Origin of the sequence: Leisingera aquimarina DSM 24565 (assembly GCF_000473165.1) — a bacterium.
GTDB lineage: Bacteria > Pseudomonadota > Alphaproteobacteria > Rhodobacterales > Rhodobacteraceae > Leisingera > Leisingera aquimarina.
Map to the genome: position 1 here is coordinate 2,030,832 of NZ_KI421504.1, position 23,404 is coordinate 2,054,235.

Genomic DNA, 23,404 nt, shown 5'->3' on the forward strand with positions numbered 1-23,404 from the left:
GGGAGCAGAAAGGGCCAGACAACATGACCATGTGGGTATTCGGATACGGATCGCTTCTTTGGAACCCTGGCTTTCCGGTGTCACGGCGCGAGGTAGCGGTGCTGCACGGCTATGCGAGATCCTTTTGCATGACCTCGATCCATCACCGCGGCACTGAGGATCATCCCGGTCTGGTGCTGGCGCTGGACGCAACCGAAGGCGCCCATTGCAAGGGGCTGGCGCTGTCGGTGGAAGCAGGCCACGAAGAACAGACCCTGGCTGAGCTGCGCGAGCGAGAGCTGATCTCCTCTGCCTATCTTGAGCGGGATCTGGAAGTGGAGCTGGCGGATGGCAGCATTGTAGTCGCCGTCACCTATGTGATCGACCCCCACCATGTGCAGTATTGCGGCGGTCTCAGCCTGGAAAAACAGGCGCAGATGATCGCCCATGCGGTGGGCGGGCGCGGTCCCAATACTGAATACCTTTATAACACTGCCGAACACTTGGCGGAGATCGGCCTGCACGATCACGATCTGGATTGGCTTGCAGGCCGGGTGCGGGAAATCACCGCATAAAGCCTTGGCGCTTTTGACACTTTGCTTATAGGCTGCGACCCAATAAGAGCAGTCAACGTGTCAGGAGCCAGCAAGATGGCGCAGCCAGACCGCAAAACCCGGCCGCAGTTTTCGCAGCCGGTGCGGCAGATCATCATGATGCTGATCGCATTGGGGCTGTCGGCCTTTGGCGCCTTTGTCGCCTTGCCGCGGGTGCTGCCGGTGTTTGAGGCCAATCCGTGGCTGAACGGTTTCATCGTCTTTGTCTTTGTGATCGGGGTGCTGGCTTGTTTCTGGCAGGTGGTGCAGCTCATCGGTTCGGTGCGCTGGATCGAACGGTTTGCATTCGGCGACACTTCGGATGAGCGCCGGCCGCCCTCGATGCTGGCGCCCTTGGCCTCGCTGCTGCGCTCGCGCGGAGCGCGGATGCAGCTGGGGTCGGCCTCGACACAGTCCATTCTGGACTCGGTCGCCAACCGGATCGATGAAGACCGTGAAATCACCCGGTACATTGTCAACCTGCTGATTTTCCTTGGCCTTCTGGGCACCTTCTATGGTCTCGCCACCACCGTTCCCGCCGTCGTTGACACCATCCGCAGCCTGGCCCCGCAGGAGGGCGAGGAGGGGCTTTCTGTCTTCAATCGCCTGATGACCGGGCTGGAGGCACAGCTGGGCGGCATGGGCGTTGCTTTTGCCTCTTCGCTGCTGGGCCTGGCCGGATCACTGATTGTCGGATTGCTGGAGCTGTTTGCCGGCCACGGCCAGAACCGGTTCTACCGCGAACTGGAGGAATGGCTGTCCTCCATCACCCGCGTCAGCTTTTCTTCGGGCGAGGATGGCGCCGGCGACAGCGGTGTCGTTTCCCAGGTGCTCGACAACATGGCCGAGCAGATGGACGCGCTGCAGGCGATGTTTGCCGAAACCTCTGAAGGCCGTGCCGCGGTGGATCAAAAGCTGGGCGATCTGGTGGAAACTATTCAGGAGATGAACCGCCGCCAGCAGCAGACCGGCACCGTCACCGCAGCATTGGACCGGGTGGCCGTCGGGCAGGAAGCACTGACCGAGATACTGCGCGCTCATAGCGAACAGGGCGGTATCGACGCCGAAAGCCGGATGCGGTTGCGTTCGATCGATGTGCAGATGCTGCGCATCCTTGAGGAAATCTCAGCCGGCCGGCAGGAAAGCCTGACCGAGCTGCGCAAGGACATTGAACTTTTGATCAAGGCCTTCGCGCGCCCGCGCGGACTGGCCCGGGGCGGTACCTCTGCCCGGGATATGGGGGAATAGGCGATGGCCCTTTCCCGGCGCACAGGACAGCGGTTCCAGGCCTCGATCTGGCCGGGGTTCGTCGATGCGATGACCGGGCTTCTCTTGGTGCTGATGTTTGTACTGACCATCTTCATGGTGGTGCAATTTGTCCTGCGCGAGACGATTACCGGCCAGGAAAGCCAGCTGGATGAACTGTCCGCCGAGGTAAGCGCGCTGGCCTCGGCCCTGGGGCTGGAGGAGCGCGAGAACAATCAGCTGAACGCTCGGCTTGGGGCGCTGACGTCAACCCTCAATACTGCTGAACAGGATTTGGACCAGGCGCGCAGCCTGATCACCTCCCTGACTGCGGACCGTGACCGGCAGGCAGGTGAACTGGCCGAGGCCGCCAGCCGCATTACCAGTTTTGAGGCAAAGGTGGCGGCCCTGATCGCAAGCCGCGATGCCGCCCGGACGCGGGTCGCGGATCTAAGCGCCGAACGCGAAGACCTGGAGGCGGCGCGCGCGGAATTGTTGAGAGAACAAGAGGCCCTGAACCTGGCCCTGTCGCAAGCCCGCGGCGAGATTGATGTGCAGGTAGAGGCAGCCCGGCTGGCGGCAGCACAGCGCGAGGCGATGAAGGCATTGATCGCCAGTCTTGAGGCAGAAGGCAGCGAGCAAACAACCCGGATTTCCGAATTGCAGGCCCAACTGGGCGATGAAGAAGCCGCCCGCCTGATTGAGGCCGCTGCCGCCGAAGCCCTGCGGGAAAAACTGCAGAATGCCGACGCCGAACTCACCGCAATGACACTGGCCTTGGAGGCGCAGCGCCAGGAGGCGGAGGATACGCTGACCCTGCTGGCCGCCGCCGAAGCGGCCAGGACACAGCTGGACGCGCAACTGTCTGAACTGGAGGCCGCCCATGCAGGATCTGATGCAGAGGCCGGAAAGCTGGCGGCAGAGCTGGCCGAAGCCAAGGCCGCTTTGGCTGCAGCAGAGATCCAAGCCGGGGAGCTGGATGTTCTGCGCAAGCGACTGCTTGCGGCAGTCGCCGCGCAGCAGAGCGCAGAGGGCAGCGCCACGGAGCAGTTGAGCCTGGCCGAAGAACGCGCAGCCCTACTGGCGCAGGCGCGTTCGGCCTTGTCTGAGGAGCAGGCCATCTCCGAAGAGGCTCGCCGCGAAACCGCGCTGCTGAACCAGCAGGTGGCGGCCTTGCGCGAACAGCTGGGCGGCCTGCAGGCCATTCTGGATGACTATCAAGGCCGGGACGCGGCGCAGCAGGTGCAGTTGCAAAACCTCGGCCAGGACCTGAACGCAGCCTTGGCCCGTGCCGCCTCGGAAGAGCGCAAGCGGCGCTTGCTGGAAGAGCAAGAGCGCAAGCGGCTGGAAATGGAGGCTGCGGCCCTTGCCAGCAAGGCGCAGGATCTGGAACGTTACCGTTCGGAATTCTTTGGCCGCCTGCGGGATTTACTGGGCAGCCAGGAGGGGGTGCGTATCCAGGGAGACCGCTTTGTCTTTGCCTCTGAGGTGCTGTTTGCGCCGGGCAGTGCAACCCTGTCTCCCGCAGGGCGGGTTGAAATTGCCAAGGTGGTTTCAATTCTGCAAAGCGTCGTGGCAGCGATCCCGCAGGAGATCAACTGGATCATCCGGGTGGATGGGCACACCGATTCGTCACCGCTGCTGGGGCATCCGAAATTCGCCGACAACTGGGAACTCAGCCAAGGCCGGGCGCTGTCGGTGGTGCGCTACATGGTTGAGGCGCTTGGGGTGCCGCCGTCGCGGCTGGCGGCCAACGGGTTTGGCGAATACCAGCCGGTGAACCCGTCGGACACAGCCGAAGCGCGCGCCCAGAACCGGCGGATCGAGCTGAAGTTCACGGAAAAATAGCTGGAAATTCGGTTGAGGAACGTGTGCGTCGCTGCGCGCGGTTGATCAGCTGTACGTTCGTCACCGGCAGACCCGTTGCCTGCAATGTGCAACCCGCTTCACTAATGGAGACAAGCTACTAGTTACGCACGGGTTGCGGCCCCACCGGGCAGCAGGGCAACCTTAAATCTATTGCAATTTCGGGAGTTATCAAATCCAGGTACTGAAATATGCAGTACAGATGCGGTCGCTGGATCCGCAGGCGAGGTCTCCCTTCCGGCTCTGACTGCCCCTAGGGCAACCGTTCCCGTTGGACCCGGCAGCGGCCAGCGCGTGCGCCCCGGCCGCGTATCTGGATAAGGCCTGATACTATGAACCCGGTCACTATGAAGCGGAAAACTGTAAGGCCGGTTACTGGGAGGCGGGGTCTTCCGGCAGCGCGATCACCATGCTGCGGGTAAAGCTGTCAACCTGCCGGCCGTCCCGCAACAGACGGGCCGTGCCGGTATACGTGCCCTCCGGCCATTGCCCGCCGCGCAGCCGACGGCCGGCGGCGCGGAAAAACTGGGCCTGGTTTTTGTTCAGTGCTTCGCTGTGAGAGACCAGTTCGCCGCCAGGGCCTCTCACCGTCAGGTCAAGCTGGTCGCCTGCCAGACCGCCAAACGCGTAGGCCCAGAATACAAACGCAGGCGCATCTGCTGCCAGCGGTGCGGTGTCCGCGGTGCCCGCCTTGATCGCACTGTATTCAGGGATTGCCGCGCTGAAACCGGTCCCCAGCACGCCGCCCGGCTGATAGGCCGGCGGATCCGCCCAGAGTGTCTTACCGGCAGGGGCGCCGCAGGTATCAAGGCTTTCCGGCGCAAAAGGATCCACCACCGCGCCGTCCTTGCGCACAGACAAATGCAGGTGCGGGAACTGGGTCTTGCCAGAGAGACCGGCCTCGCCCAGAATATCGCCGGGCTTGACCTTCATGCCGCTTTGCACCCGGACCGAACCGCGCTTCATGTGGCAGTATTGGGTTTCCCATCCGTTGCCGTGGCGCAGGACCACCCCGTTGCCGCATTCCTTACCGTCGATTTCTGCGGCATTATCATCGGTAGCATACTGGTCCGCCATGCTGTTGCGGGTGCCAAGGACTACACCACCAGCTGCCGCCCGCACCGCGACGCCTGCCTGCATGTCCGACAGGTAGGGCAGGGCGATATCCGTTCCTTTGTGGCCATCATAACTCAGCGGGCCGCAGGTGAAATCCGTGGCACCGGGGCCGGGATCGTGGTCGACGAACTGCTGGATGTGACAGGTGTCGCCCAAAGTGCAGTCCAGCGGGAACTGCAAAAGAAAATCGCCCGCCGCGGCGGGCGCGGCGAGCGATACTGCGGTGATCAGCGCTGCAAGGCGCATCAGTCTGCAGTCAGCAGCGGCGGCTTGTCGCCGGAGATCCGCGGCTTGCTTGGCCCTTCCAGGCGCAACTCCAGCTTGCCGTCCTTGATGCCAACCTTGACGATACCGCCTTTGGTCAGCTTGCCGAACAGAAGCTCCTCGGCCAGCGGCTTCTTGATGTGCTCCTGGATCACCCGGCCCAGAGGCCGCGCGCCCATGCGGTCGTCGTAGCCCTTGTCAGCGAGCCATTCAGCTGCCTTGCGGGTCAGCTCGATCGAGACATTGCGGTCCATCAGCTGGGCTTCCAACTGGAGGACGAATTTCTCGACCACCTGCAGGATCACCTCTTTGCCGAGCGGCGCGAAGGAGATCACCGCATCCAGGCGGTTGCGGAATTCGGGCGTGAACGTGCGTTCGATCGCGGCGGTGTCTTCACCCTCGCGGCGGTCGCGGCCAAAGCCGATAGCGGCTTTCGCCTGTTCCGACGCGCCGGCGTTCGAGGTCATGATCAGCACCACGTTGCGGAAATTCACCGTGCGGCCGTTGTGGTCGGTCAGCTGGCCGTTGTCCATCACCTGCAACAGGATGTTGTAGACGTCCGGATGCGCCTTTTCCATTTCATCAAGCAGCAGCACGCAGTGCGGGTGCTGATCGACGCCGTCTGTCAGCAGGCCGCCCTGGTCAAAACCGACATAGCCCGGAGGCGCGCCGATCAGGCGGGAGACCGCGTGTTTCTCCATGTATTCCGACATGTCAAACCGCAGCAGTTCCACGCCAAGCGTATCCGCCAGCTGTTTGGCCACCTCGGTCTTGCCGACACCGGTGGGGCCTGCAAACAGGTAATTGCCGATCGGCTTTTCCGGTTCGCGCAGGCCGGCACGGGCCAGCTTGATCGCACTGGACAGGGCGGTAATCGCGTCGTCCTGGCCGAAGACCACGCGTTTCAGCGACTTCTCCAGATCTTTCAGCACTTCGGCATCGTCTTTCGACACGCTCTTCGGCGGGATGCGGGCGATCTTGGCCACCACGGCCTCGATCTCTTTGACGCCGATGGTCTTGCGGCGCTTGGATTCAATCACCAGGTGCTGCGCGGCGCCGGCCTCGTCAATGACATCGATGGCTTTGTCCGGCAGCTTGCGGTCGTTGATGTAACGGGCCGACAGCTCCACCGCGGTCTTGATCGCATCGCCAGTGAACTTGATGCCGTGATGGTCCTCGAAATAGGGTTTCAGGCCTTTCAGGATTTCAATGGAGTCCTCCACCGAAGGCTCATTCACGTCGATTTTCTGGAACCGGCGGGACAGCGCGCGGTCCTTCTCGAAATGCTGGCGGAACTCCTTGTAGGTGGTGGAACCCATGGTGCGCAGCTTGCCGCCTTGCAGCGCAGGCTTCAGCAGGTTGGAGGCATCCATGGCGCCGCCGGAGGTGGCACCGGCCCCGATGACCGTGTGGATTTCATCGATGAATAGAACTGCGTCCGGGTGGTCTTCCAGCTCGTTCACCACGGCCTTCAGCCGTTCCTCGAAATCACCGCGGTAGCGCGTGCCTGCCAGCAGCGCGCCCATGTCGAGCGAGTAAATGGTTGTCTCGGACAGCACCTCAGGGGTTTCGCCGGACACGATTTTGCGGGCGAGGCCTTCGGCGATGGCGGTTTTGCCGACACCGGGGTCGCCGACCAGCAGCGGGTTGTTCTTGCGGCGGCGGCACAGGACCTGGATACAGCGCTCAACCTCGTGATCGCGACCGATCAGCGGGTCAATATCGCCTTCGCGGGATTTGGCATTGAGGTCCACGCAGTATTTCGCCAGCGCGCTTTCCTTTTTTTCGCCCTCAGGGGCGGCTGTGATGCTGTCTTCTTCCTGCTCAGGTGCGCCGGAGACCGGGCGGGGTTCCCCAAAAGCCGGATCCTTGGCCACGCCATGGGCGATAAAGTTCACTGCGTCATAGCGGGTCATTTCCTGATCCTGCAGGAAATAGGCCGCGTCGCTTTCGCGTTCGGCAAAAATGGCGACCAGCACATTGGCGCCTGTCACTTCGGTGCGGCCCGAGCTTTGAACATGGATCGCGGCCCGTTGAATGACCCGCTGGAAGGCCGCGGTCGGCACCGCCTCGGATCCGTCGATGTCGGTCACGAGGTTGGCAAGATCCTCATCCACAAATTCCACCAGCGAGGATCGCAAGTCGGTCAGGTCGACGCTGCAGGCGCGCATTACACGGGCCGCATCGGGCTCGTCGATCAGGGCCAGAAGCAGATGTTCCAGGGTTGCGAATTCATGACGGCGTTCATTCGCCAGCGCCAGCGCTGCGTGAATGGCCTGTTCCAGGGTGCTCGAGAATGAAGGCACGGGCGTGCTCCTCTGATCTTGGGTTGGCCGGATGGGGCGGTATTAACCAACCCCGCAGTTCAACCATGTGCTTATAAGGTTAGAGTTTGGTTGATAGCGCGCCAGCTTCAAGGGCTTTTCTTCATTTTGGGGTCACAATTATTTTCTCCCTGTTGCGCCCGGATGCCCTTGATTTGCTCAGAAATTGTCTTTGCGTTTGCGAATTTCGGCAAAAACCTCTGCGTCTTCAGCAGCTTCCATGCCCAGATGTGCTCTCACGGCGCTGTCACCGGCGCGCAGGAACGGGTTAGTGTCAAGCTCCAGCTGGAGCAAAGACGGAACCGTTGCAACGCCGGCTGTCCGGGCCGCTGCGATATCACGGATACGCGCCTGCAACGCCGGGTTGCCGGGGTCTGCGGTGACTGCAAAGGCACCGTTGGACTGGGTGTATTCATGTCCTGAATAAACCATAGTGTGCGGCGGCAGCGCGGCAAGCCGCGACAGGCTGGCCCACATCTGCTGCGGGCTGCCCTCGAACAGACGCCCGCATCCCAGCGCCATCAGGCTGTCGGCGGTGAACACCGCATTTGAACCTGGCAGATAGAAAGCAATATGGCCAACGGTGTGGCCGGAGACATCCATCACCTGCACCTGTTCGCCCAGCAGTGCAAACTGTCCGCCATCCTCGACCGCCAGATCCAGCGGCGGCAGCCGGTGCGCGTCGGCTGCGGCGCCGGCCACCTTTGCGCCGTAGGTTTCCTGCAACTCTGCCACCCCGTCCACGTGGTCCCAGTGGTGATGGGTCAGCAGGATCCAGTCCAGCCCCCAGCCGCGCGCCGATAGTGCTGCCTTGATAGCGCCGGCCTCGGGCGCATCCACCAGCGCGGTTTCGCCCGACGCGGGATTGCGGATCAAAAAGGCATAGTTATCCGACAGGCAGGGCAGTGTGATGATCTCAAGAGGCATGGTCATTCGCCTTTACATTGCTAAACTGCGCCCAGATTGGCCGAAGCAGCAGGCACCCGCAATGCATCTTGATGTTCAGGATCTTAGGAACTTCTACTATCGCAGCACCCTGGGGCGGGCGGCGCAGGCGTCGATCCGTGGCCGGCTGCTGGACATCTGGCCAGGCACCGAAGGGCTGACGGTGGCAGGTTTCGGGTTCGCCGCGCCGCTGCTGCGCCCCTATCTGCCCGAGGCACGCCGGGTGATGGCGCTGATGCCGGGGCCGCAGGGGGTCATGCAATGGCCTGCGGGGATGCCCAATGTCTCAGTTCTGTGCGAGGAAACCAGCTGGCCGGTTGACACCGGTAGGATCGATCGGCTGGTGGTAATGCATGGCCTGGAAACCTCGGAGCGGCCCACAAAACTGCTGGAAGAATGCTGGCGGGTGCTGGGGCCGGGGGGGCGGGCGATTTTCGTGGTGCCAAACCGGGCCGGTTTTTGGGCGCGATCGGATCTGACACCGTTCGGCTTTGGCCGCCCCTACACGCTGCGCCAGCTCGAAGGCCAGCTGCGCGAGCACCAGTTCGCCATCGAGCAGCACACCGCCGCGCTCTACAGGCTTCCCAGCCACAAGCGGTTCTGGCTGAAATCCGGTGCGATGCTGGAAAAAATGGGCCGCAAACTGCCTGCAATGCTGGCGGGCGGCGTTTTCATGGTCGAGGTCAGTAAGCAAACCCATTCGCAGCGCGGTCACATGACCCGCACCAAAACCCCCAGCCGCATCCGGGTGCTGGAGGGGCTGTCGAACCCGATGCCGGAACCGGCCTGACCCATCCAGGGCCGATCCGGCCCATTCGCGGCGGATTTCGATTCCCTGAAACTGCGGGTTTGGCGCCCGGAGGGGCGGAAAAGCCGGGTTCTGGTCCGATATGTGACCATTTTGGCCGCAAATGCAGGTTTCCGGAATCGCCAAATCCTGCAGTTCAGCCGCACTTTTTTATTTATCGACTGTGGTCAAAGGGCCGCACTTGTCTTAATGCTTTGAAAACATTGGAAACATGCTTCTTCCTGTTACCGTTATAGGCAGTTGATAGGTCGCATCCGCTCTGCTAGACCCACGCTGATTTCAACGCCCCGCTGCCAATGGGGGATGACTCACGCCCCCGGACGCCGCCTGTGGCCGGGTACGCCAACCGGGGCCAATAACATATCGGAAGGGTGGACGTGTCCGAACCAGCTTCGATTTCTGCAGGCATTGCCGCGCGCTATGCCACGGCGGTGTTCGACATCGCGGAAGAAAACAAGGCGCTCGACAGCCTTGAAACCAGCATCAATGACCTGGCAGCCGCGCTGGCTGACAGCGACGACCTCAACAGCCTGATCCAGTCGCCGCTGGTGTCGCGCGACGAACAGGGCGCCGCAATCGCTGCGGTGGCTGACAAGATGGGACTGGATCCCGTCCTGCGCAATACCCTGGCTCTGATGGCCGACAAGCGCCGTCTGTTTGTGGTGCCCGCGCTGCTCGACGCGCTGCGCGCCCGCTTGGCCGAAGCCCGCGGCGAAGTCACCGCCGACGTGGTATCCGCCAAGGCGCTGACCAAGACCCAAAGCGAAAAGCTGGCCAAGACCCTGGCCGAGCGCGTGGGCAAGAAAGTTACTATCAATGCTTCCGTCGATGCCTCCATCATCGGCGGACTTGTCGTTAAAGTGGGCTCGAAGATGATCGACAGCTCGATCCGCTCCAAGCTCAACTCCCTACAGAATGCAATGAAAGAGGTCGGATAAATGGGTATCCAAGCAGCAGAGATTTCTGCGATCCTGAAAGACCAGATCAAGAATTTTGGTCAAGAAGCAGAAGTGGCTGAAATCGGCCGCGTGCTGTCCGTCGGTGACGGTATTGCCCGCGTTTACGGCCTCGACAATGTTCAGGCCGGTGAAATGGTCGAATTCCCGGGCGGCATCATGGGCATGGCGCTGAACCTGGAAAGCGACAACGTCGGTATCGTGATTTTCGGCTCGGACCGGGACATTAAAGAAGGCGACACCGTCAAGCGCACCAACTCCATCGTGGACGTGCCGGTCGGCAACGGCCTGCTGGGCCGCGTTGTGGACGGCCTTGGCAACCCGCTGGACGGCAAGGGCCCGATCGAAGACGTCACCCGCGGCGTTGCCGACGTCAAGGCACCGGGCATCATCCCGCGTAAATCGGTGCACGAGCCGATGGCGACCGGCCTCAAATCGGTTGACGCGATGATCCCGATCGGCCGCGGCCAGCGTGAGCTGATCATCGGCGACCGTCAGACCGGCAAGACCGCCGTGGCTCTGGACGCGATCCTGAACCAGAAATCCTACAACGACGCCGCCGGCGACGATGAGAGCAAGAAGCTTTACTGCGTTTACGTCGCGGTTGGCCAGAAGCGCTCCACCGTGGCCCAGCTGGTGAAGAAGCTGGAAGAAACCGGCGCGATGGAATACTCCATCGTTGTGGCTGCAACCGCATCCGACCCGGCACCGCTGCAGTTCCTGGCCCCCTATGCCGCAACCGCAATGGCGGAATTCTTCCGCGACAACGGCCGTCACGCGCTGATCATCTATGATGACCTGTCCAAGCAGGCTGTGGCGTACCGTCAGATGTCGCTGCTGCTGCGCCGTCCGCCGGGCCGTGAAGCCTATCCGGGCGACGTTTTCTACCTGCACTCCCGCCTGCTGGAGCGTTCGGCCAAGCTGAACGAAGACTTCGGTGCCGGCTCGCTGACCGCGCTGCCGATCATTGAAACCCAGGGCGGCGACGTGTCGGCGTTTATTCCGACCAACGTGATCTCGATCACCGATGGCCAGATCTTCCTGGAAACCGAACTATTCTACCAGGGCATCCGCCCCGCTGTGAACACCGGTCTGTCGGTTTCGCGTGTGGGTTCCTCGGCCCAGACCAAGGCGATGTCGAGCGTGGCAGGCCCAGTGAAACTGTCGCTGGCCCAGTACCGCGAAATGGCTGCGTTCGCGCAGTTCGGCTCCGACCTGGACGCCGCCACCCAGCAGCTGCTGGCCCGTGGCGCCCGTCTGACCGAGCTGATGAAGCAGGCGCAGTACTCGCCGCTGACCAACGCTGAAATCGTCTGCGTGATCTTCGCCGGCACCAACGGCTACCTCGACAAAGTCGACGTCAAGGAAGTCGGCCGCTATGAGGAAGGCCTGCTGAACCACCTGCGCGGCAAACATGCCGACCTGCTGGCGGACATCACCAACAACGACCGTAAGGTGAAGGACGAGCTGGCGGACAAAGTGAAAGCTGCGCTGGACGAGTTCGCCGCTAGCTTCGCTTAAGGGGGATCCCAGGCAATGCCGAACCTTAAGGACCTTAAAACCAGGATCGCGTCGGTCAAATCGACCCGCAAGATCACAAAAGCCATGCAGATGGTGGCCGCGGCGAAACTTCGCCGCGCCCAGGAAGCTGCCGAGGACTCCCGTCCCTATACCAAACGGTTCAACGCCGTGATGGCAGGGCTGGCGGCCTCGGTCGGCGGCAGCGAGTCAGCCCCCAAGCTGCTTCGCGGCACCGGCAGCGACCAGACCCACCTGCTTGTCGTTATGACCGCCGAGCGCGGTCTGTGCGGCGGCTTCAACTCGAATATCGCCAAGCTTGCCCGCCAAAAAGCGGCCGAGCTGAAGGCCGCGGGCAAGACGGTCAAGGTTCTGACCGTCGGCAAAAAGGGCCGTGACGCCCTGAAACGCGACCTGGGCGGCGATTTCGTCGGCCATGTGGACCTCAGCGACGTCAAGCGCATCGGCTATGCCAATGCGCAGGGCGTTGCCAAGGACATCCTGACACGGTTCGATGCTGGCGAATTCGACGTTGCCACGATCTTCTTTGCGGAGTTCGTCAACGTTGTGACCCAGATCCCGACCGCTCAGCAGATCATCCCGGCCTCTTACGAGGGCGGCGAAGGTGACGCCGATAGCGCATCTGCGGTGTATGACTACGAGCCCGGCGAAGAGCAGATCCTTGCGGACCTGCTGCCGCGCGGCGTGGCTACGCAGATCTTCTCGGCGCTGCTGGAAAACGGTGCATCCGAACAGGGTGCCCGGATGAGCGCGATGGACAACGCCACCCGCAACGCGGGCGACATGATCGACAAGCTGACGATCCAGTACAACCGCTCCCGCCAGGCCGTGATCACCAACGAGCTGATTGAAATCATTTCGGGCGCTGAGGCGCTCTAAGAGACAACCGGAGACCAACAAATGGCACAAGCAAAAGGCAAGGTGACCCAGATCATCGGCGCCGTTGTGGACGTCCAGTTTGACGACCACCTGCCCGCAATTCTGAACGCACTGAACACCGAAAACGACGGTAAGAACCTGGTTCTGGAAGTGTCCCAGCACCTGGGCGAAAACACCGTCCGCTGCATCGCGATGGATGCGACCGAGGGCCTGGTCCGCGGTCAGGCCGTGGAAGACACCGGCGCGCCGATCTCGATCCCGGTCGGCAACGCCACCCTGGGCCGCATCCTGAACGTCGTGGGCGAGCCCGTCGACGAAAAGGGCCCGGTGAACGCAACCGAGACCCGGGCGATCCACCAGCCCGCACCGGAATTCAACGAACAGTCGACCGAGTCGGAAGTCCTGGTGACCGGCATCAAGGTTATCGACCTGCTGGCGCCTTACTCCAAAGGCGGCAAGATCGGCCTGTTCGGCGGCGCCGGCGTGGGTAAAACCGTTCTGATCATGGAACTGATCAACAACATCGCCAAAGTGCACTCGGGCTATTCGGTGTTTGCGGGTGTTGGCGAACGGACCCGTGAAGGCAACGACCTGTACTGGGAAATGATCGAATCCAACGTGATCAAGCCGGATAACCTGGAAGAATCGCAGGTTGCCCTGGTTTACGGTCAGATGAACGAGCCTCCGGGTGCGCGTGCTCGTGTTGCGCTGACCGGCCTGACCCTGGCCGAACAGTTCCGCGACCAGTCCGGCACCGACGTTCTGTTCTTCGTGGACAACATCTTCCGCTTTACTCAGGCCGGTTCCGAAGTGTCCGCTCTGCTCGGCCGTATTCCTTCGGCTGTGGGCTACCAGCCGACCCTGGCAACCGACATGGGCGCCATGCAGGAACGCATCACCTCCACCAAGAACGGTTCGATCACCTCGATCCAGGCCGTCTACGTGCCTGCGGACGACCTTACCGACCCGGCTCCGGCAACCACCTTTGCCCACCTGGACGCGACCACCGTTCTCAACCGTGCGATCTCGGAACTCGGCATCTACCCCGCTGTGGACCCGCTCGACTCCTCGTCGCGCCTGATGGACCCGCAGATCGTTGGCGAAGAGCACTATGCAGTGGCTTCCGACGTTCAGCAGATCCTTCAGCGCTACAAGTCGCTGCAGGACATCATCGCGATCCTCGGCATGGACGAACTGTCGGAAGAGGACAAGCTGACCGTTGCGCGTGCGCGTAAAATCCAGCGTTTCCTGTCCCAGCCGTTCGACGTGGCAAAAGTCTTCACCGGCTCGGACGGTGTGCAGGTTCCGTTGGAAGACACCATCTCGTCGTTCAAGGCTGTTGTGGCCGGCGAATACGACCACCTGCCCGAAGGCGCCTTCTACATGGTTGGCGGCATCGACGAAGTGATCGCCAAAGCCGAGAAGATGGCTGCGGAAGCCGCCTAAGACTGGATATTCCTCTGCGCCTTGCCGGTGCAGGGGAGACCCTGAACGGAGGCCCCAATGGCACAAACGATGCAATTCGACCTCGTGAGCCCGGAGCGGAGCCTTGCTTCGCTGCAGGCCAGCGCGGTCCAGATCCCCGGTGCGGAAGGCGACATGACGGCAATGCCGGCCCACGCGCCCACCATCACCACCCTGCGCCCTGGCGTGCTGAAGGTCGAAAGCCCGGAAGGCAACGCGGAGTATGTGGTTACCGGTGGCTTTGCTGAAATCGGCGGCGACAGCCTGTCGGTTCTGGCCGAGCGTGCGATCCCGATGGCTGAAATGACCCGTGATCAGATGAACACGCTGATCGAGGACGCCCGCGAGATGTACAAGACCGCAAAAGAGGAAGACCAGCCGCACGGCCTGGTCGAGGACGCGGCCAAGCTGCTCGCCGACATGGAAGCCCTAGGCACCCATATGTCCCTCTGATCCATCTGCGGATTGGACGATTTTGAAACCGGCTCCCATTGGGGGTCGGTTTTTTTGTGGGGAAGGCTGTTCGGAGAGGTGTGCCTGCAACGGAGAGCTGCGCGGTGGAATGACATTTTAACCTGGACATCCTTTAATGCGCGGTCTTGCGGCTGTCCGCACAACGGGATCTACACGTGGAAACGGACTCGCAGATCAAGCAGCTATCATGAAGGTGGAGTCAAGAACCGGATACGAAGCTTCGGGATGCGTATCACTTATCAATGGCATCTCACATTTCCCAAAAACAGGCAGGCTATAGTTCCCCAGTTTTGCGGTTTTGGTTGTCAGCCGGTTCAGTGACTTGCAGCTCCGTTTTTTGGTGGACGACCGCGCCGTTTGGCGGTGGGGGTAATCCCCCGATCTTAGGGGGATGCGGAAGTGGAATTTTCTCGGCAGGATGACTGAGGAGTTTCCGATGAAGAAGACACGTTTCACTGAGGCCCAGATCATGGGCATCCTGCGGCAGATGGAGCATGGGGGGCCGGTGTCCGGGCTGTGCCGGGAGTACGGCATGAGCAGCGCCACCGTCTATAAATGGCGCGCCAAGTATGGTGGCATGGCTGCCAGCCTTATCAGCGAGATGAAGGCAATGGCCGAGGAGAACCGCCGGCTGAAGCGCATGTCCGCCGACGTCAGCATGCAGAACGACTTGCTGAAGGAGGCTCTTGGAAAAAAATGATACGGCCAGCTCAGCGCCGAGAGTTGGCCGTGAAAGCGGTGGCGATGAAGGGGGTCAGCATCGCGCTGGCGTGCCGGGCGTTCGGCATCAGCGAGACGTGCTGGGCATAGAGGTGGACTTCTCGCTACCGGCTGAGCGGGTTGTACGCGCGCTGAACCAGATCATCGAATGGCGCGGCGCACCCAGGGCAATTCGAGTCGATAACGGCCCGGAGCATGTCAGCGGAACGCTCATGGAGTGGGCTGAGAACAGGGGCATCACCCTGGCCTATATCCAGCCTGGCAAGCCCCAGCAGAACGCCTATGTCGAGCGCTGCAACCGGACGGTCCGGCACGAATGGCTTGGCCTCTACATCTTCGAAAGCATCGAGGAGGTGCAGCAGATTGCCACCGGGTGGCTGTGGTCCTGCAACAACGAACGCCCCAACATGGGCAACGGCGGGATGACACCTGCACAGAAACTAAGATTGGCCGCGTAAAATTCTATGACCAAGCCCCCGCAAAAATGGGGGATTACCGTGGCGGCGGTGTGATGGGGGCATTTTTGCGGGTGTGTTCGGGTATCAGATCGATGTGGCCGCGCAGGCGGTAGCTGGCGCCTTCGATCTGGATGACGGAGGCGTGATGCAACAGCCGATCCAATAGCGCTGTGGCCACGACGGGGTCGCCGAAGGCATCAACTCATCCGGCAAAGCCTCGGTTGGATGCCAGGATCATTGCCCCCTTTTCGTAACGGGCATTCACCAGTTAGAAGAACAGATTTGCACCGCCCGGGGCAATGGGCAGGTAAGGCTCGCTCCGCAAGGGGCATGACGGTCTGGCAGCGCTGGTCAAAAACGAGCTGCATAAGGCGAATTAGTCTCGATGTGATCTGACACCGCCCCCTTCTCAGCACGCTGAACTGGGGGTGGCGCATCTCTTGAAGGAGATGATGGCTGGCCGTTTTTATGGTGGTGCAAACCCAACCGCAAAACGAGGCAACCACAATGCTGAACTCTACCGATAAGATCATCAAACACAAAACCGGTCTGCTGAACTTGGCCGAGGAACTGGGCAATGTCAGCAAAGCCTGCCAGGTGATGGGCTGCAGCCGTGACACGTTCTATCGCTATAAATCAGCGGTCTAGGACGGGGGCGTCGAAGCCCTGTTTGAGCGCACCCGGCGCAAGCCCAACTTGGCCAATCGGGTTGACAAGGCGACCGAACAGGCGGTCATCAAATCCGCCACCGATTTCCCGGCCTGTGGCCAAGCCCGCAGCTCCAACGAGCTGCGCAAACTGGGCATCTTTGTCTCGCCATCCGGCGTCCGGTCGATCTGGCTGCGACATGATCTGACGAACTTCAAGGCTCGCCTGAAAGCTCTGGAAGCCAAGGTTGCCGAAGAAGGGGGCATCCTGACCAAGGCTCAGGTGCAGGCCTTGGAAAAGAAGAAACCGGACGACTGCGGCGAGATCGAGACCGCTCACCCCGGTTATCTGGGGTCACAGGATACGTTCTATGTCGGCACGCTGAAGGGCGGCGGGCGGGTCTACCAGCAGACCTATGTCGACACCTATTGCAAGGTCGCCCATGCCAAGCTCTATACGACCAAAACCCCGATCACTGCCGCTGATCTGCTCAATGATCGCGCCCTGCCATTCCACGATGAACACGACCTGCCGGTGCTGCGGATCATGACGGACCGGGGCACGGAATACTGCGGCCGGGCCGACAAGCACGACTGCCAGCTCCTCCTGGCCATCAATGACATCGACCACTCCAAGACCAAGGTGAAATCGCCCCAGAGTGAGACCGTAAAGCAATCGATCCAGTGGATCGATTGTAGGGCGAACGGCATCTGCGAGCGGTTCCACAAGACCATTTTGCAGGAGTTCTATCAGGTCGCGTTCCGCAAAAAGCTCTACGACAGCATCGGTGCGCTGCAAACGGACCTCGGCGAATGGCTGCATCACTACAACCACCAACGCACTCATCAGGGCAAAATGTGTTGCGGCAAAACGCCGTTCCAGACCATGATTGAGGGCAAGCAGATCTGGAAGGAAAAGTTCGTGAACTGAACTGGACCTGACAGACGCCGCCGGAAAAACGGCCAACTGTCAGATCACATCCGAACCACTACACATAGGGACCACTTTGGGACCACTTTGCCCTCCATGCCGCCCTCCATACCCAAACATCAGCACTTTTCTGACGTTGAAACACTACCCGTACATCTGCTTGCGTCCGCGATTCGTGAGATTACGCACGAAACCTTGCTGCATCTCAAATGAAAGGCTTGCTTCATTGTCACTTAGCCGCGCCGAATATTGTGCTTCTGCAACAAATCTTCCGCTGCGCGAACGCAGCAAAAAAAGCCAATTCACAGGTTGGCCTCAAACCTGACCTTGGCTCGGGTTGAAGTGCGCGGCTGAACTGCGGACCAACTGGTATCTCTTCACGCACGGTACTGCCTTCCTTCGCTGACCGTGCCAATTTCTCTGGCATTAACGCTATTCTCACAAATTTTAGAAAAATTGCCCTGCATGACATGTTCCTAACCAGCAGGATTCCCCGTGACCGATTGGACCTCCGGCTATGTTGCCGGCATCGACTACACCCATGATTTCCACAGCCAGCTGACGCCCGCCTTGCTGGGCTTCGGCGCGATGAGCCAGGGCCACCGGCACGGGCTGGAGGGCAACGGCATCACCTATTGCGAACTGGGTTGCGGCCAGGGGTTTTCGGCCAATCTTCTGGCGGCAGCAAACCCGCATATCGATTTCCATGCGATGGACTTCAGCCCGTCGCATATCGCCGGAGCCCGGGAGCTGGCGCAGGAAGCGACGCTGGAAAACATGCATTTCCACGAGCGCTCCTTTGGGGATTTCGGCACCGCGCCAGGTCTGCCTGAAACCTTTGACATTATCGCCCTGCATGGTGTTTTCAGCTGGGTGTCCGAGGAAAACCGACAGTATATCACCCGGTTCATTTCGCAGCGGCTGCGGCCGGGCGGCCTGGTCTATGTCAGCTATAACACCCAGCCCGGCTGGGCTGCTGCCATGCCCCTGCGCCGTCTTCTTGCCAGCCGGGCAGAACAGGGCAGCGGGCCGTTGACAGACCGGATTGGCGACGCTATGGCGTTTGCGCACCAGCTGGGCGCAACGGGTGCGGCGTATTTCGGTAAGAACCCGGCGGCGGCCAAGCGTCTGGATCATATGAAATCAATGCCGGCCAACTATCTGGCGCATGAGTATTTCAACAAGGACTGGACTCCGTTCTATTTCGAGGACCTGGCGGGTGAACTGGGCGGCGCCAAGTTGAATTTTGCAGGCTCCGTGCATCCGCTGGATAACCTGGACTGCGTCCGCTTCACACCGGAACAGCAGGCCCTGCTGGACAGCGAGGGTGATCCCGACCGCCGCGAAGGCCTGCGCGATGTGCTGCTGAACGAGCATTTCCGCACCGATATTTTTGTGAAGGGCAAGCTGGCGCATACCTCCCGCGGTGAAATCGGCGCCTGGTTTGCGACCTCTTTTGCTCTGACCCGTCCCTACAGCGGCGGAACCTTGAAATTCCAGCACCGCGGCAGGGAGGTGCCTCTGGAGCAGGAACAGTACGCGCCTGTCCTGAAATCTCTGGCCGAAGGACCCTCAACAGTGCGCAGCTTGCTCGATCAGGGGGTGTTCGGCGCCATGGACTGGGGCAGCATCGCCCGGATGCTGACGACGCTTGCCGGTACCGGCTGCATCACCCCCTGCCTGCCGCAGGACGGGCTGGCGCAACGGGCGGCTGTTTGCCGCGCCTTTAACCTGGCGGTCTGCAAGCGGGCCGAGGACAGCGATACCCTGCGCTTCCTGGCCTCGCCTGTCACCGGCGGCGGGGTTGAGGCCGACCGGTTCGAACAGCTGTTCCTGCTGGCCCGCAGCGAAGGCCAGGAGACACCCGCGGACTGGGCCGCACTGGCCTGGCGCATTCTGGCGCCGCAGGGCCAGCGGCTGCAGCACGAAGGCCGGGTGCTGGAGACAGAGGAAGAAAACCTTGCCCTGCTAGGGGCCAGAGCCGGCAACTTCGCGGCCCGCCGCCTGCCGCTGTTCGAAAGCCTGGGCCTGACGCTGGAGGGCACCGGGCAGATCCAGTCGCAGGACCAGACAGAGCCCTTGGCGCAGGGCACTGCGGCGTGATCCCGAAGCATTCGGGGGGCTGCCGGCCGACTCCGCCGGCAGTTTGGAAATCCGCTCTCTTGGGCCGCCGCATTAGCAATTTGAAAAGCTGTGCCGCTTAAACAGAAGGCGGCCCTTTACACTCACTGACAGGAATTCACACGTGTCCTTTGAAGACCGCACGCTGGCTGCCCGATCAACGGGCAGGGAATCGCCTTTTGCCCTCGACGAAGTGTTTTTTTCCCGCACCGACTCCCGCGGTGTGATCCAGGCCGGCAATGCTGTGTTCAGCCGTGTCGCCAAATACGCGATGGAGGATTTGCTGGGAGCACCGCACAAGGTGATCCGCCACCCGGACATGCCGCGCGCCGTGTTCCAGCTGCTGTGGGAGACGATCAAAGACGGCGGCACCGTCGGCGCCTATGTCAAGAACCGGGCCTGCGATGGCAGTTATTACTGGGTCTTTGCGGTCGTCACCCCCTGTGAGGGCGGTTATCTGTCAGCGAGGATTAAACCGACCAGCCCGCTGCTCAAGACGGTCGAGCAGGAATATGCCCTTCTGCTCCAGGCCGAACGCGACGAAGGGCTTGATCCCAACGATAGCACCGCGCTGCTGTTGGCACGACTGCAAGGGCTTGGCTTTGCCACCTACAACGATTTTGCCGGCCATGCCCTGGCAGAAGAGCTCATGGCCCGCGATGCTGGCCTGAAGCGCTCCGCGGACAGCCGTCTGGCGGAACGCCGGGCGATGCATGCCGCAGCCGGGGATCTGGTGCAGGAGACCGAGGCGCTGGTGCAGGAATTCGAATCCATGCGCACCATCCCTCATAACCTGCGCGTCATCGCCTCAAGGATCGAACCGGCCGGCGGGCCGGTTACTGTTCTGTCCGAAAATTACAATTCCATGTCGCGTGATATGTCCAACTGGTTCGAGGCCCACGTCTGGGGCAAAAACAGCAATTTCCGGGCCATCAAGGGTACCGTGACAGCAGCCATTTTTGTCGAAGGGCTGGCGCGCATCCTCACCGAATGCGGCCATCAGCTCAACCAGGAAGACGGCGCCGCAGCCATTGATATCAATCATGAACAGGCCATTCTGGCACAGCTTACCGAAGACCAGTTCACCAAGGCCAAGGCCAGCCTGCACGACGTCCGGTTCGAGGCCGACCGCATTCTGAAGGCCTGCCTGACCCTGCACCGCCATTTCATGGCGCTGACGACCACCCGGGTGCTGTGCAAGATCGAATGCGCCCGGCTGGGCAACGTCGGAGAGTCGCTGAACTCGATCATTGATGAACTGGGGCAGTTCCAGGACCGGATATCCGCCCGTTTGGAAAAGATCACCGAACTCAGCAAAGCGCTCGCATCCGAGGAGAAGTAACCGGCGCTCGGGGTTACTCCTCTGCCGCCGCCTCAGTCCAGCTTTTGCGGAAGGATGCAGGCGACTGGCCGTAGCGTTTCTTGAAGCGGATCGACAGCTGCGTGGCGCTGCTGAACCCGGTGGCGGCGGAAATCTCGGCGACTGTCATGTTGGTTTCATTCAGCAGCGCCAGCGCCCGGCCCACCCGCAGCTCGATATAGAACTGCACCGGCGAAGTGCCGACATAGCGCTGGAACAGCCGTTCCAGCTGGCGCCGCGAGATCTGTGCCCGGTCTGCCACCACGCCGATTTCCACCGGCTCCTCGATGGTGTCATGCATGAATTGCATCGCGTTGATGAGGTGCTGATTGCGGCTGCTGAGGGCAACGGAATAGGCCGATTTCTGCAGCGCCTCACGGTTGTTGGAGCGGAAGTGGATGCACATGTCCGAAACAATGACCGCCAGGTCCTTGCCATGCTCGGTCTCGATCATCTCCAGCATCATATCAGTGGCCGCATTGCCGCCGCCGCAGGTCATCAGCCCGTTGTCGATCTCATAAAGGTTGGCAGAGGGCTCCAGCCCCGGAAAATACTCCGTGAACGACGGCTGGTTTTCCCAATGCAAGGTAAAGCGCTGATCCTGCAGGACGCCGGCCTGTGCCAGCGCAAAGGCACCGGTGCAGATGCCGCCGAACCGGCCGCCATGGGCGTTCTGGCGCCGGATCCAGGCGAGGGTGCGGGGATTGGCACTGTCCGAGGGTTCGATGCCGGAACAGACAAAGGCAAAACTGCCGCGCGGCAGGTCCTCCAGCGGCAGGTCGGAATTGATGCCGATGCCGTTGGAACAGGCCACCGGAGCGCTGTCCTCGCTCATCAGGAACCAGCGGTACAGCTCCTTGCCGGTCACCTGATTGGCAACCCGCAAGGGCTCCACCGCCGCGCTGAAGGCCAGCATGGTCAGCTTCGGCAGAAGCACAAAATAGATGTCTTTGGGCGGCCCATCGTAATCAACCCGGAAACTGGCCGCACCCTTCGGGACAAAGCTGCGGAGATTCATATCGTTACCCTACCAGATGGGATGTTTACTGCAAAATGCGCGCCGCAGGTTTTTGTCCGCGGCGCGCTGTTCTATCAGGCGGTCAGCTTGGCCACCGGTTCGCCGCTGTCTTCCCAGGCAGTGACTTCCTCATCGCTGGCCTTGGGTGAAAACAGCCCGGTCATCGCATAGAAAATGCCGATGAGCGGCGACAGCCAGCAGGCAAAGGCCAGCGGGATGTACAGCAGGTTCTCGAAGTTGCCGTCAGCAATCCCCAGCGCCAGCGCCGAGATCACAAAGGCGCCGCCCGCGTTCCAGGGGATCAGCGGCGAGACCAGCGTGCCGCCTTCCTCAATCGCGCGCGACAGGTTCAGCGGCGAATACTTCATGCCGCGATACACAGGCGCATACATCCGGCCGGGCAGGGCAATCGACAGGTAGGGATCACCCGCCACGGTATTGGTCGCAATTGAGGTCAGGATTGCCGAGGTCTGGATGCCGGCAAAGGACTTCACCCGCGCAATGATCACTTCGATGATGGCCTGCAGACAGCCGGTCCGCTCCAGCGCGCCGCCGAACCCCAGCGCCAGCAGCACCAGCGAAATGGTCCACATCATCGACTGGATGCCGCCGCGGTTCAGCAGCGGGTCGATTTCGGGCACACCGGTCTCAATCGCATAGCCGCTGTTGGCAAAGGTGAAGGTCTCATGCAGGCCCGCGCCCTGGCACAGCATCGCCATGATGCCGCCCACGACAGCACCGGCAAACAGCGACGGGATCGGCGGCTGTTTCATTACCGCTAGCGCAATCACCAGCAGCGCTGGCAGCAGCATCAGCGGGGAGATCCAGAATGCGCCGTCCAGCGCCTCGGTAATTGCGTTGATCCGCTCGAACGACACCTGCGAGGTATCGATCAGGGTGAAGCCCACAACCAGATAGATCACCAGCGCAATCAGCATCGACGGCACGGTGGTCGGAAGCATGTTGCGGATGTGGTCGAACAGGTTGGTGCCGGTGACGGCAGGGGCCAGATTGGTGGTGTCCGACAGCGGCGAGATCTTGTCGCCGAAGAACGCGCCCGAAACCACGGCGCCCGCGGTCCAGTACATCGGAATGCCAAAGCCCGCACCGATCCCCATAAGTGCCAGGCCGACGGTGCCCACGGTGCCCCAGGAGGTGCCCAGCGACACCGACACGATCGAGCACAGCACCATGCCGGCCGCCAGGAACAACTCGGGCGACAGGATCTTGAGGCCGTAGTAGATCAGCGTCGGCACCGTGCCGCTGGCAATCCAGATGCCGACAATCATGCCGACGGTGATCAGGATCGACACCGACGGCAGCGAGATGTTGATGACGTGGAACACGCCTTCCTCGATGTTGTCCCACTTGTGGCCCAGCTTCAGCCCCACCAGCGCGGTGATGGCGATGCCGATGGCCAGTGGGATATGCGGGGTGAAATCCCCAAAATAGAACAGCTGGACGCCCAGAACACCCAGTGTCAGCACGATGGGTAAAAGCGCCATCGCCAGGCCTGGCTTCACGATATTCGGATCATTTGGTGACACGGGTATCTCCTCCCTTGGATCAAATCGCCTGTCAAAGGCGGATGCGGATACACACCAGAAATCGGCCGCGGGGACTCGCCGCTGCCGCGCCGGAATGCACAGCGTTTGCGACAATCGGGGAAATATCCCCGATCAGGGAAATGTTGGGCT

16 protein-coding genes and 3 pseudogenes are annotated in these 23,404 nt (G+C 61.4%); 13 read left to right on the top strand and 6 right to left on the bottom strand.

The features are described from left to right. Window positions 1–23: 23 nt before the first annotated feature. From AQUI_RS0114095 to AQUI_RS0114105, 3 genes are all read left to right on the top strand, one after another. Window positions 24–554, top strand: a complete 531-nt coding sequence (locus AQUI_RS0114095) for a gamma-glutamylcyclotransferase (RefSeq protein ID WP_027258081.1) — start codon at window positions 24–26, stop codon at window positions 552–554. A 75-nt stretch (window positions 555–629) separates the two neighbouring features. Continuing rightward, window positions 630–1,820 carry a biopolymer transporter ExbB gene (locus AQUI_RS0114100; protein ID WP_027258082.1) on the top strand — a complete coding sequence of 397 codons (1,191 nt, stop codon included), beginning with the start codon at window positions 630–632 and terminating at the stop codon, window positions 1,818–1,820. Between the two features lie 3 nt (window positions 1,821–1,823). Continuing rightward, window positions 1,824–3,665, top strand: coding sequence for a peptidoglycan -binding protein (locus AQUI_RS0114105; RefSeq protein ID WP_027258083.1), 1,842 nt, complete (start codon window positions 1,824–1,826; stop codon window positions 3,663–3,665). A 390-nt stretch (window positions 3,666–4,055) separates the two neighbouring features. On the opposite strand, the gene AQUI_RS0114110 is transcribed toward AQUI_RS0114105, so the two are convergent. From AQUI_RS0114110 to gloB, 3 genes are all read right to left on the bottom strand, one after another. Further along, window positions 4,056–5,045: a M23 family metallopeptidase gene (locus tag AQUI_RS0114110; protein ID WP_027258084.1), complete on the bottom strand. Its 990-nt coding sequence runs from the start codon at window positions 5,043–5,045 to the stop codon at window positions 4,056–4,058. After that, on the bottom strand, window positions 5,045–7,369 hold the full coding sequence (clpA, locus tag AQUI_RS0114115; RefSeq protein WP_027258085.1) for an ATP-dependent Clp protease ATP-binding subunit ClpA: 2,325 nt from the start codon (window positions 7,367–7,369) through the stop codon (window positions 5,045–5,047). Before clpA ends, AQUI_RS0114110 begins: the two co-directional genes overlap by 1 nt. A gap of 177 nt (window positions 7,370–7,546) precedes the next feature. Then, a complete protein-coding gene (gloB, locus tag AQUI_RS0114120; RefSeq protein ID WP_035919983.1) occupies window positions 7,547–8,320 on the bottom strand; it encodes a hydroxyacylglutathione hydrolase in 774 nt (257 codons plus the stop codon). Window positions 8,321–8,375: 55 nt separating this feature from the next. Here gloB and AQUI_RS0114125 point away from each other — a divergent pair, with 55 nt between their 5' ends. From AQUI_RS0114125 to AQUI_RS30050, 7 genes and pseudogenes are all read left to right on the top strand, one after another. Next, a complete protein-coding gene (locus AQUI_RS0114125) occupies window positions 8,376–9,122 on the top strand; it encodes a class I SAM-dependent methyltransferase (protein WP_027258087.1) in 747 nt (248 codons plus the stop codon). Between the two features lie 395 nt (window positions 9,123–9,517). Next, the gene (locus tag AQUI_RS0114130) at window positions 9,518–10,078 is read left to right on the top strand and encodes a F0F1 ATP synthase subunit delta (protein ID WP_027258088.1); all 561 of its coding nucleotides are present in this window, start codon (window positions 9,518–9,520) and stop codon (window positions 10,076–10,078) included. Next, window positions 10,079–11,617, top strand: a complete 1,539-nt coding sequence (gene atpA, locus AQUI_RS0114135; protein WP_027258089.1) for a F0F1 ATP synthase subunit alpha — start codon at window positions 10,079–10,081, stop codon at window positions 11,615–11,617. Window positions 11,618–11,632: 15 nt separating this feature from the next. Beyond that, on the top strand, window positions 11,633–12,514 hold the full coding sequence (locus AQUI_RS0114140; protein ID WP_027258090.1) for a F0F1 ATP synthase subunit gamma: 882 nt from the start codon (window positions 11,633–11,635) through the stop codon (window positions 12,512–12,514). A gap of 21 nt (window positions 12,515–12,535) precedes the next feature. Then, window positions 12,536–13,960 (top strand): F0F1 ATP synthase subunit beta, encoded by a 1,425-nt coding sequence (gene atpD, locus AQUI_RS0114145; RefSeq protein ID WP_027258091.1) that lies wholly within the window; start codon window positions 12,536–12,538, stop codon window positions 13,958–13,960. 57 nt (window positions 13,961–14,017) lie between these two features. Next, window positions 14,018–14,431, top strand: a complete 414-nt coding sequence (locus AQUI_RS0114150) for a F0F1 ATP synthase subunit epsilon (RefSeq protein WP_027258092.1) — start codon at window positions 14,018–14,020, stop codon at window positions 14,429–14,431. A gap of 457 nt (window positions 14,432–14,888) precedes the next feature. Further along, window positions 14,889–15,630, top strand: a pseudogene (locus tag AQUI_RS30050) (transposase). Window positions 15,631–15,664: 34 nt separating this feature from the next. On the opposite strand, the pseudogene AQUI_RS32250 reads toward AQUI_RS30050, so the two are convergent. Continuing rightward, window positions 15,665–15,814: pseudogene (locus AQUI_RS32250) on the bottom strand (ATP-binding protein); the annotation flags it as partial. Between the two features lie 323 nt (window positions 15,815–16,137). On the opposite strand from AQUI_RS32250, the pseudogene AQUI_RS28030 reads away from it, so the two are divergent. The 3 genes and pseudogenes from AQUI_RS28030 to AQUI_RS0114185 all read left to right on the top strand — a co-directional run bounded on the left by AQUI_RS28030 (window position 16,138) and on the right by AQUI_RS0114185 (window position 20,671). Continuing rightward, window positions 16,138–17,208, top strand: a pseudogene (locus AQUI_RS28030) (IS481 family transposase). Between the two features lie 495 nt (window positions 17,209–17,703). After that, window positions 17,704–19,311 (top strand): class I SAM-dependent methyltransferase, encoded by a 1,608-nt coding sequence (locus tag AQUI_RS28035; RefSeq protein WP_035919985.1) that lies wholly within the window; start codon window positions 17,704–17,706, stop codon window positions 19,309–19,311. Window positions 19,312–19,453: 142 nt separating this feature from the next. Beyond that, window positions 19,454–20,671 carry a PAS domain-containing protein gene (locus AQUI_RS0114185; protein ID WP_027258095.1) on the top strand — a complete coding sequence of 406 codons (1,218 nt, stop codon included), beginning with the start codon at window positions 19,454–19,456 and terminating at the stop codon, window positions 20,669–20,671. Between the two features lie 13 nt (window positions 20,672–20,684). On the opposite strand, the gene AQUI_RS0114190 is transcribed toward AQUI_RS0114185, so the two are convergent. Next, window positions 20,685–21,707: a GlxA family transcriptional regulator gene (locus AQUI_RS0114190; RefSeq protein WP_027258096.1), complete on the bottom strand. Its 1,023-nt coding sequence runs from the start codon at window positions 21,705–21,707 to the stop codon at window positions 20,685–20,687. Between the two features lie 74 nt (window positions 21,708–21,781). After that, window positions 21,782–23,212, bottom strand: a complete 1,431-nt coding sequence (gene nhaC / locus AQUI_RS0114195) for a Na+/H+ antiporter NhaC (RefSeq protein ID WP_051371904.1) — start codon at window positions 23,210–23,212, stop codon at window positions 21,782–21,784. Window positions 23,213–23,404: the final 192 nt, after the last annotated feature.

Bases quoted from the DNA above. Each gene is read 5' to 3' on its own strand.
- AQUI_RS0114095 (WP_027258081.1), top strand. From the start codon at position 24: ATGACCATGTGGGTATTCGGATACGGATCGCTTCTTTGGAACCCTGGC.
- AQUI_RS0114100 (WP_027258082.1), top strand. From the start codon at position 630: ATGGCGCAGCCAGACCGCAAAACCCGGCCGCAGTTTTCGCAGCCGGTG.
- AQUI_RS0114105 (WP_027258083.1), top strand. From the start codon at position 1,824: ATGGCCCTTTCCCGGCGCACAGGACAGCGGTTCCAGGCCTCGATCTGG.
- AQUI_RS0114110 (WP_027258084.1), bottom strand. From the start codon at position 5,045: ATGCGCCTTGCAGCGCTGATCACCGCAGTATCGCTCGCCGCGCCCGCC.
- gloB (WP_035919983.1), bottom strand. From the start codon at position 8,320: ATGACCATGCCTCTTGAGATCATCACACTGCCCTGCCTGTCGGATAAC.
- AQUI_RS0114125 (WP_027258087.1), top strand. From the start codon at position 8,376: ATGCATCTTGATGTTCAGGATCTTAGGAACTTCTACTATCGCAGCACC.
- atpA (WP_027258089.1), top strand. From the start codon at position 10,079: ATGGGTATCCAAGCAGCAGAGATTTCTGCGATCCTGAAAGACCAGATC.
- AQUI_RS0114140 (WP_027258090.1), top strand. From the start codon at position 11,633: ATGCCGAACCTTAAGGACCTTAAAACCAGGATCGCGTCGGTCAAATCG.
- atpD (WP_027258091.1), top strand. From the start codon at position 12,536: ATGGCACAAGCAAAAGGCAAGGTGACCCAGATCATCGGCGCCGTTGTG.
- AQUI_RS0114150 (WP_027258092.1), top strand. From the start codon at position 14,018: ATGGCACAAACGATGCAATTCGACCTCGTGAGCCCGGAGCGGAGCCTT.
- AQUI_RS0114190 (WP_027258096.1), bottom strand. From the start codon at position 21,707: ATGAATCTCCGCAGCTTTGTCCCGAAGGGTGCGGCCAGTTTCCGGGTT.
- nhaC (WP_051371904.1), bottom strand. From the start codon at position 23,212: ATGGCGCTTTTACCCATCGTGCTGACACTGGGTGTTCTGGGCGTCCAG.